The organism is Halodesulfovibrio sp., assembly GCF_025210605.1.
In the GTDB taxonomy this organism is placed as follows: domain Bacteria; phylum Desulfobacterota; class Desulfovibrionia; order Desulfovibrionales; family Desulfovibrionaceae; genus Halodesulfovibrio.
Map to the genome: position 1 here is coordinate 115,719 of NZ_JAOARI010000027.1, position 8,965 is coordinate 124,683.

Annotated in this window: 6 protein-coding genes; all 6 read right to left on the reverse strand. The window is 47.1% G+C overall.

Annotation, left to right across the window (positions count from 1 at the left end):
• Position 1: 1 nt before the first annotated feature.
• The 6 genes from N4A56_RS10680 to N4A56_RS10705 all read right to left on the reverse strand — a co-directional run bounded on the left by N4A56_RS10680 (position 2) and on the right by N4A56_RS10705 (position 8,904).
• Positions 2-1,978 (reverse strand): DEAD/DEAH box helicase, encoded by a 1,977-nt coding sequence (locus tag N4A56_RS10680; protein ID WP_295547167.1) that lies wholly within the window; start codon positions 1,976-1,978, stop codon positions 2-4.
• Positions 1,975-4,122 (reverse strand): site-2 protease family protein, encoded by a 2,148-nt coding sequence (locus N4A56_RS10685; protein WP_295547169.1) that lies wholly within the window; start codon positions 4,120-4,122, stop codon positions 1,975-1,977. The genes N4A56_RS10680 and N4A56_RS10685 overlap by 4 nt, the downstream gene beginning before the upstream one ends.
• A 1-nt stretch (position 4,123) precedes the next feature.
• Positions 4,124-5,932, reverse strand: coding sequence for an efflux RND transporter periplasmic adaptor subunit (locus N4A56_RS10690; RefSeq protein ID WP_295547171.1), 1,809 nt, complete (start codon positions 5,930-5,932; stop codon positions 4,124-4,126).
• Between the two features lie 195 nt (positions 5,933-6,127).
• Positions 6,128-6,442 (reverse strand): DUF3467 domain-containing protein, encoded by a 315-nt coding sequence (locus N4A56_RS10695; protein WP_295547173.1) that lies wholly within the window; start codon positions 6,440-6,442, stop codon positions 6,128-6,130.
• Positions 6,443-6,519: 77 nt separating this feature from the next.
• Positions 6,520-7,356, reverse strand: a complete 837-nt coding sequence (locus tag N4A56_RS10700; RefSeq protein WP_295547175.1) for an efflux RND transporter periplasmic adaptor subunit — start codon at positions 7,354-7,356, stop codon at positions 6,520-6,522.
• The gene (locus tag N4A56_RS10705; RefSeq protein WP_295547177.1) at positions 7,357-8,904 is read right to left on the reverse strand and encodes a TolC family protein; all 1,548 of its coding nucleotides are present in this window, start codon (positions 8,902-8,904) and stop codon (positions 7,357-7,359) included.
• Positions 8,905-8,965 lie beyond the last annotated feature (61 nt).

The following is an 8,965-nucleotide window of genomic DNA, read 5'->3' on the forward strand; positions in this document are numbered from 1 at the left end:
ATTATCCTCCGGGTAGCGAAAGGTGTTTATCCAGCCAGTCGTCACTACGCAAAATAGCAAGTCTCTGCTTGGCGCTTCGGTGTTCAGAAACCTGTTGCAGAAAAGTTACCACCCGCCTTAAGAACCAACTCGCTTTATACGTATGTGCAGAACAAAATGACTTAAATGAGGTGACAACAAAACGAGGAAGAATTCGAACAAACAACGCATCCTCAAGTGAGGCATAGATGAGCACACTTCCCGGATCACCCTGCCTGCCGGAACGACCAAAGAGCTGACGATCAACCCGCGCGCTGTCCTGCGGTTCAACGGAAATGACAAATAAGCCACCAAGCTTAACAACACCTTCCTGAAGCTTGATATCCGTCCCGCGTCCAGCCATGTTTGTCGCAATGGTCAAAGCATTCTTCTTACCACCGTCGGCGACAATCCGAGCCTCTTCCTCATGGCGCACCGCATTCAGCACTTCATATTCAAGCCCTGCCTGCTGAAATTTCTCAGCCAGAGTTTCACTCATATGCACAGTACGAGTGCCAATAAGCAATGGTTGACCCGTGGCATGAATGCTTTTCACTTCCTCCACAATGGCAGACAGCTTACTCTCAGACGTAAGAAAGAAACGCCATGGCAATTCCTTGCGCTGGATTGGTCGATGCGTTGGAATACGTACAAAAGGCATATGGTAGATGCTCCAGAACTCACCGCCCGCTTCTTTCACTGTCCCGCTCATGCCACCTATTTTTGTGAACAGCCTAAAAAATCGCTGGTAGCTCATTTTAGCAAGAGTCTTGGTAGGCGCAGAAATCGCAACTTCTTCTTTTGCCTCAAGAGCTTGATGCAGACCTATACTCAAATTTTTAAGAGGTGTAAGACGTCCAGTAAGGGTGTCGAGCAGAACAATTTTTCCGTCTAGCACGACATAATGCTCATCCTTGATGAACATCTCCCGTGCTTGAAGAGCAAGATTGAGAAGCTCTTTACTACGTTCGGTGCCCTGCCATATTGTCGGCAGCGTTGCAGCAATTTCACGAACCTTTTCCCGCCCTTTCTGAGTCCATACCACCTCTCTGTATTGCCAGTTAATCGTATAGTGCTCATCTTTTTTAAGCTCTTTAGCACCTTGATATGCAGCAAGGGTGGCTCCTTCAAGAGTCATATTCTCCTGCGGCACAGAAATAATAAGTGGAGTTACTGCCTCATCCACGAGCACACTGTCTGCTTCATCAATTATGACAGCATACAACCCTCGCAACGCCAAACCATCCTGTTCTGAACGATTCGGCATCAACGTGTGAACGATTGCACGACTTAAGTCGTCCCCTTTTTTTCCAATCTTAATACGATCACGAAGATAATCACCAAGCAGTTCCTTACCAGTCGTATAAACCACCTCTGGCACATACGCCTGTGAACGCTCTGGATGCGGGGTATCGCCGGTAACGAATCCTACACGCAACCCGCATCCTTCGAACAGCGGAGTCATTTCTTCAGCATCGCGCTGTGCCAGATAATCGTTGGAGGTAAGAACATGAACAGGCTTTCCGGCAGAAGCCATCAAAATAGCGGCAACAGCTGATGAAAGACTTTTTCCTTCACCTGTAGCCATTTCTGCCAGCGCACCATCATGAATAACTATGGCTCCGACAAGTTGCACCGGATACGGGCGCATACCGACTGTACGAAAACTCAATTCGCACACATGCGCCAGAATAGCATCGACCAATTCTGAATCCGGCTCCAGTGTTTCGCGATATTCAAAGCGTAACTCTTCAAGCCGTGCTCTAAGCGCATCATCAGACGCATCGAGTTGTTCAGATACAGCAACAATGGTTGCAGCCCGCTCCATAAGTCGTTCGACTTGGAATTTTCGCTCCACCCATTTTCTTTTGCAGCGATGCACAAGGGAATCCACCCCCAAATACACGGGGCGCGGTTCAGGTACACGAACCTTAAAACGATCTTCAAAGGGAAGACTCACAGCTGATACCTCTTCTGCAAGAACTGCTTTACGTATAGCGACAATCGTTCCGCCAGAGACCGCGGTGCCATTTCAATACCAGCTTTTCCAATGCGCCCCTCAGCCACCGAGACAACATCAGGAACAAGCGTATCCACCTCCAGCAGATAAAACGGCTCGGCAGCCCTCACACCTTCGCTAGCTTGCGACGCGAGTGGAATGTCACCGCCCCCCATCCAGCCAAGTGCAGCGGAAGGTAACTCTTCGTGGTAATGTGGTAACAACTTCCAGTGTGTCGACTTAAGTTCCGTATCAGCTTGCCCTTTAATTCTAATGCTGACAGCGCGGATTTCTCCATCAAACAGTGAGGACGCATCTTCCTGAGGAATAACAGCGTTAAACCGGAAGTCATCGGTCGAAATAATCCGTCCTAAATTATGCCCCTTAGCCAACCATTGGTTACGAATAGTTTCTGCATCCGGCAAAACCCAAAGTCCGTCGCGTCCTGCTCTTATTACCAGATTCTGTTTCCTAATCCCAAGCTGCCTAATCAGCTCTACAAGAGCTTGCCTGCGCTTCTCAACAGGCGCACGATCCAGCCCCATACGACTGATATCCTGCTTTTTAAGAATGGCTAACTGCTTCAGCTGCGTCCGCGCCTTTTGTATTTGGAAGTCAATTTCAGGACTCGACAGCAAAACAAGCACTTGCCCTTTTTCCACCTTTTTTCCAGGGGTAGCGCACAGATCTACAACTTGTCCGGCTGAGTTAACGATGACGCTATGAGCTTCGCGAGATTCAAGCACGCCAGAAGCTATAATGTCATATGGCAGCGGAACCATAACTACAAAGAGCAACACCGCCCCAAATCCCGTGGTCGTAAGCAACAACGCACGAGTTCTCACCCCGCGCAGCGATGGGCTTTTAACAAGAAACTTTATGAATCCGAAAAGTGGCTTAGCAATACTGGAAGCTACCATGAATGCACCTACCAGCAACCCGACAATAAAGTAGTTATCAGCAAGGAACATGCTGATGCCAAGCACCAGAAAAACTCGATACACGGAACTGGAAATACCGTAAGCTGTCATCCAGAAGCCTTCACCCTGCGAGCGGTGGGCAAGCTTTACTCCGCGCACTCTGAACAAATACTTCTTACAGAGGTTGAACACATGATCGCGGCTACGCTGGTAGATATTCGGAACTTCCAGAAAATCGACTAAAATATAGTACCCATCAAATCGCATTAATGGGTTAGCGTTAAATAGCAAGGTCGAGACGGTAGCGGCACACATCATGTTAAAGGCGATTGTATGCACAAGCCCCGGTGGTGACCATGCCCACACCATGCAACAAACTGCTCCCATGAATAGCTCTACAAGGATACCAGCAGCACTCACCAGCATGCGCTGCCATTTATTGTTCAATGCCCATGAAGAAGTCGCATCCACGTACGGCAACGGAGCAAAAAATAAAAACATTATCCCGACTGACGTGACATGCCCGCCAAACCGCTTGCACATGGCAGCGTGTCCGGTCTCATGAACAATTTTAAGCAGCACCAGTCCGGCATAGAGAGGAATCAAGTTATCAGGTTCCAGAACAGACGATGCGCCGTACCCGATCTCGTTTGCATATTGAAAAGCAACAAAGACACCACAACATACAACAAGAAACCAGATTATTGCTCCAACCACACTAATGAGCACTTTCCACAGCGGCATAAGAGCACTTAACATGCCATCAGGATTGAATAATCCAAAGCGGATAAAAAGGATGTTCATCCATTTTTGACGCCGCGCCTTGCGTTCTTTTTCGTCCTGCTGTTCAAAAAGCTTTGCGGTATCAGCTTCTTCTTCAAAGTAAATGAGATTAGCCTTGGACAGCTCAATAAGCATGGAAATTACATCTTCCTGCCCCGGACCATGCTCCGGATTCTCCTCCAAAGCCTTCAGCCATGCTTCTTCAATAGTCTGAGTAAAATCAAGACGAATCAGAAAATCATAATAGGTAGGAGTCAGACGAAAAAAATTACCGGTAAATGGGTCATGCAACACATACCAGTCTTCCCCGCGATAGTTTTGGAGTCTGGCGCTAACAGTCGGTCGCAAACAGGCGCGAACCTTGCTGACCCTATGCCAGTTTTCGCTAAATGTTTTTCCCATGTTACATCCAGAAATGCAGTTGCAGATAATCTATAGCGTCATGGGTTAAAATCCACCACGGAGAACGGTATCCCACATCAAATTTTGCTACGCCGCTCATCCCCGGACGCCACCAGCTTAATCGTTCATCCATGAGCTTAGCCTGAACCATAAATACGTTTGCGCCCTTATCTACTATCGCAAGAGGGACAATTTTTTCTACGCGCACACGATATTTTTGCTCAGGATTACCTACAAACGAAATGTCTGCCTCAAATCCGGGACGAATCTCACTGATCTCTTTTTCGTTGACGGCTATTTCAGCGTATAAATTTTCCAGAGAAGCAACAGTCATAAGTTCTTCCCCCTGCCTGACGGGTGCACCTATACGGGTACGTAAATCCCCAGATGCGACAACACCATCAAATGGAGCAGCAACCTTAGCCTGCTTTAAATAAAACGCGATGCGCTCCATTTCAGCAAAAGCTTCTTCTTCCATTGCCTTGGCGATACGCATGTCAGCAAGCGACTTAGACGCTCTAGCCTTCTCTGCTTCATGCCGATGGCGTGCAAGCTTAGCCACAACCTCGGACTGATCTAACAGCAACTCGCGGGTATCAAGTTCCAGTAATAAATCACCGGCAGCCACAACGTCTCCGGGTTCAACAGGGGCGTTATCGATATATCCATCCACCGGAGCAGTTACATGTATGGAGTTCTGCGCTTTCAATATGAATGTTCCATCTACCGAATGAGGCCAAACTCCGGCAAAAAGATACACAATGAGCGCCAACGCAGCTATGAACGCAAATTTTTTACATGTCCCTTCGGGGCTAATCAGCTTTTTACCGAAATCAGTAACCTTAGACCAAATGCGCGCACCAAGCCATTTATCCTGCAATTCTAAACGACTCAGCCAGAGTGATGTTTGCTCAAGCAACAGTCGCAAACGCCAAACTTCATCATCGCTGAATGGTACACCTTCTCGCTCACAGGTCATGACGCCTATTGTTTCGCCATCGCAACGTATCGGTAACGAAACAAGGTTCCCCACTCGCCGAAGACCGGCATATGTCTCGTGCGCACGGACAGCTGACGAAGAACCTTCTTTACGCGGCCATACAATTTCAGCCTCCTGAATAGCAGCTTCTTCCATAGCTGCCTCAAGCTCCCATACAGCTTTCGCTTTCTCTTCAAATGACTCAAGGTTGCTGATGGCTTTGATTTTAATTTTCTTACCATTCAACCAGCCGATGCTCACTTGCCCACAGCGAAACAACGCAGCGCAGGAGTTACACATACGCATAACTGCCAGCTTGAATTTTTCGTCTTTTGCTACATCGCCCACAAGTTGAAAGAGTTCCCCCATGAACACAACATCATGGCGAGCTTGCTTGTACTGTCGGGAAATTTGAAAGAATGAAGGGATAGATGCAGCAAGTAAAAGAGAGGACGGGTCCGGCAGAGACACAACTTCCGGTGCGAGGCATGCGAGCAAAACTGGTGGTGCTTCCTGCGGGCCTACGTCAATACGGATGGCAAGCACTACATCATTCCCAACCCTGCCCGTGGCAGTACTTTCGCGCAGGGCAGTCTCAGCAAGAGTCGCCAGCGCCTCCGTCATAGGCCAATTTTTTTCCGGTGGAACCCATGCGTGCGCTACCTTCCAGTAATCTCCGACCTTTCCTGCCAGAATCGCCTTGTCTGCACCGCACATGGCTGCAAATTGGCGTACATACTGTTCCCAAAAAATCTTAACATCAGCCCCTGATCGGGCAAGATCAGCAAGAGAATTTACAAACTCCCGCAATTCCTGTGTGACTTTTGCCATGTGAACTCTTTACCCATATCGCATTGGCGCGCTTCGGTATTGCTCCGAAAATTTTGCACCTTGCTACAGGGTTCAAAACTTATAGAACCGTCTTAATACGTTCGCTGCCAGCCATGGCAGCATCTATCCAAAAAGAAAAACGCCGGTCACCGAAAATGGCTACCGGCGTTTTTCTTAACCAGACTCAATCAGCAGCTATTCAGCGTTTTTCTTTTCGAACTCTTCCAAAGTCTTGGTGAGTACAGCATGAAAACGCTTAGCAGTTGCAGGGGTCATGATAATTCGATCAGAAAGGCTCACAAGAACATCTTTCTGTGCATTATTCCAAGCCTGACTGGTACCGAAAAGCAACATAATTTCATCACTGGTTGTAGCAACGTTAGCAATGTTAGCGTATTCGCTTTTCATGTTGCGATCATCCCAAATAATCTTGCCAGCAACAGCATCTGGATTTTCAACACCCTGAAGGTTCTCGTCTTTTATTTCTTGTCCGTTCTTTTTTTCTTCCATCTCATCTCTCCATTTCAATTCGAAATCATAAATTACAAAAGGAACAAATATGCACTAACGCTGTGCCGAGAGGACAGCTATTGCCTTTTTAAACATTGACCATTTTGCATAGCAAAAAGCTTTGCCGATCCCCCAAGGCGAAACATCGCTTCTTTATTATCAAACTCGGCTTTTATTTCCATAAAGCCAGAAGCAGTATCAATTGTCGGGGAAAGAAATATTATTTTGGCTGGAATCGGGTCGAAATCTGAGTCCGTTAACTCGAGGCACACATTTTGGTTTACAGCATATTGTTTGCCTACTGATTCTTCAGCACTCCCTACAAAACGCCCACGCCCTGCATCCACCATTCTGACCAGCGGTTCCTGTGCTTGAACAGATTCCCCCGGCTCTTTAACTATAGATGCAACATGTCCAGAGAAAGGCGCTGTCAAAATCCTGCGTTGCAACTTTTGTTTTGCCAGTTTCAGCTCGATCTTCTCCAACTTTTTTAGCATCTTCAGCCTTGCGGCTTCCGATGCAGCCTCAGCATGATCGAGCTGCTTTGTTTCAAAATCTTCACGGCTCGCCGCGCCATCTTGAAACAACGTTTCTGCCGACTCATATTGACGGCGTAACAGTTCTACTCGTTTTTCCGCATACTCTAATTCTGCGTTGGAATTAAGTTTCAAGCGGATTTGCGCCACATCAAGTTCTTGTATTTCTTTATCAAGATACAAGAGCACTTCACCTTTTTTGACCAAATCCCCTTCTCGCACTGCAATGTTAGCGACCTGCCCTGCTTCGGGCAGCCCCAGCTGAACGTCGTAGAAGGGTTCAGTAAATCCTTGCACAGACAAGACTTCTGCAACTGCTGTGCTTACGGAACAAAACAGCAAAAAGAGCAATAGCGCTAAGCGAAAACGTACTAACATCTATGAACGTTCCACTTCAATTTGACAGTCTTCAAGAAGGCGTCCTTCAGACAATAAAAGTACCAACACAGCCTTTTTAAATTCCACAAGTTTTTCTGCCAGAATCAAACGTGCTTCCAAGTATTCCTGTTCCTGCACAATAAGTTCGGAACGATCAATGCGCCCGTTTTTGAAAAGCTTGTCGCCGTCATCCAGCACCTTCCGCTGAAAACGTACTACATTGAAAAGCCCTCTTGCTTCATCAAAAGCACTGCATACTTCTCTGCGCGAGGTATCAATCTCGTCCGTAATAACTCCGGCAAGGTTGTTCAAAACAAGCTTGGTTCGTTTTGCACGCTTCTGAGCAGCTCTCAGCATACTCTCATCACTAATTCCTCCACCAAGAGGAACTGAAACGCTTGCACCGACAGTCCAGTACTCATACCCTTCGCCAAGAGCGTCATAAGCATTACCCCAGTTGCGCCCCAAACCGGTCTGACCATATTCGCCTTTCAGCTTCACATCTAACAATGTTTGGTTATCAGCATAGTTCACACGATCTTTTTCAAGCTCGTACTCTAGCTTAGCTGCAAGATAGTCAGGGCGGGAAGTGAGTAGCTGTTCTGGACTTTTTTCAACAAGAACTCCATCCATGTTTAACTGGGGTAGTGTTCCAGAAACACGAACTTCTGAGTTCGTGGCAAGACTTGTTCCTACAAGCATCTGTCGAATAGAAGATGAGGAGCGACGCAACACACGCTCGGCGGTATGAAAGCGAGCTTTGCGACGAGCAAGGGAGGATTCTGAACGGAAAATAGCCGAAGTAGGAACTTTTCCTTCATCTACCTGCTTATTTACAATGCGCGCTACTTCCTTAGATAAATTTAACAATTTACCTTCAATAGCATAGCGTGTCTGCGCAAGCTGCATATCATAGTACGCCTGTCCTGCACGAAAAACCGCAATCAAACGCGCTCTGTCCAAGCGATATTCAGAAATTTTATGTTGGCGCTCTGCAATGCGAACCTGCGTTAAGTTTGCATCAACACCACAATTTTTAAGTAATGGCTGAGTAACAGCAACACCCATTTTTATACGCTTTTGTCTGCCATACTGCTCAGAGGTCTGAAGAGATGTGGAAGGATCATGAAACGAATGAATCAGCTCAATATTAGTACCTGTTGGTAACAGACTGTTCACCCCGATTGATGCCACATTTTCTTCACGCTTATATGTAGATCTGCCATCACGGGTAGCGGCTTCGTCAGCGTCGTTCTGTTCGTTTTCATATTCGCGGTCATACGATATCTCAAGCGTCGGCTCAAACAGCCCCCACGCGTTCTCAATCCCCTCTTTTGCAATGAGAGTTTCAAGCATCTGCCTGCGTACGGATTCATTTTCATTCGCTATTACAGACAGAAAATCTTGTTCAGCAATGGCTGCCTGCCCAGTATCAATATTGACATCTATGGTCAGCGAATCCTGTGCAAACGCAACAGAACTCAAAAACAGCAGCCCACACCCCACAGCCACGACCAAAGTCGATCCCATTTTTCCAAACCAGTGCATACTCACCCTTACTTACTACAAACAATCAAAAACTTTTTTCGGTTATAACGAGGTACACCCT

Excerpts from the sequence above, each read along its gene's own strand:
- N4A56_RS10685 (WP_295547169.1), bottom strand. The coding sequence starts at position 4,122 with ATGGGAAAAACATTTAGCGAAAACTGGCATAGGGTCAGCAAGGTTCGC.
- N4A56_RS10690 (WP_295547171.1), bottom strand. The coding sequence starts at position 5,932 with ATGGCAAAAGTCACACAGGAATTGCGGGAGTTTGTAAATTCTCTTGCT.
- N4A56_RS10695 (WP_295547173.1), bottom strand. The coding sequence starts at position 6,442 with ATGGAAGAAAAAAAGAACGGACAAGAAATAAAAGACGAGAACCTTCAG.
- N4A56_RS10700 (WP_295547175.1), bottom strand. The coding sequence starts at position 7,356 with ATGTTAGTACGTTTTCGCTTAGCGCTATTGCTCTTTTTGCTGTTTTGT.
- N4A56_RS10705 (WP_295547177.1), bottom strand. The coding sequence starts at position 8,904 with ATGCACTGGTTTGGAAAAATGGGATCGACTTTGGTCGTGGCTGTGGGG.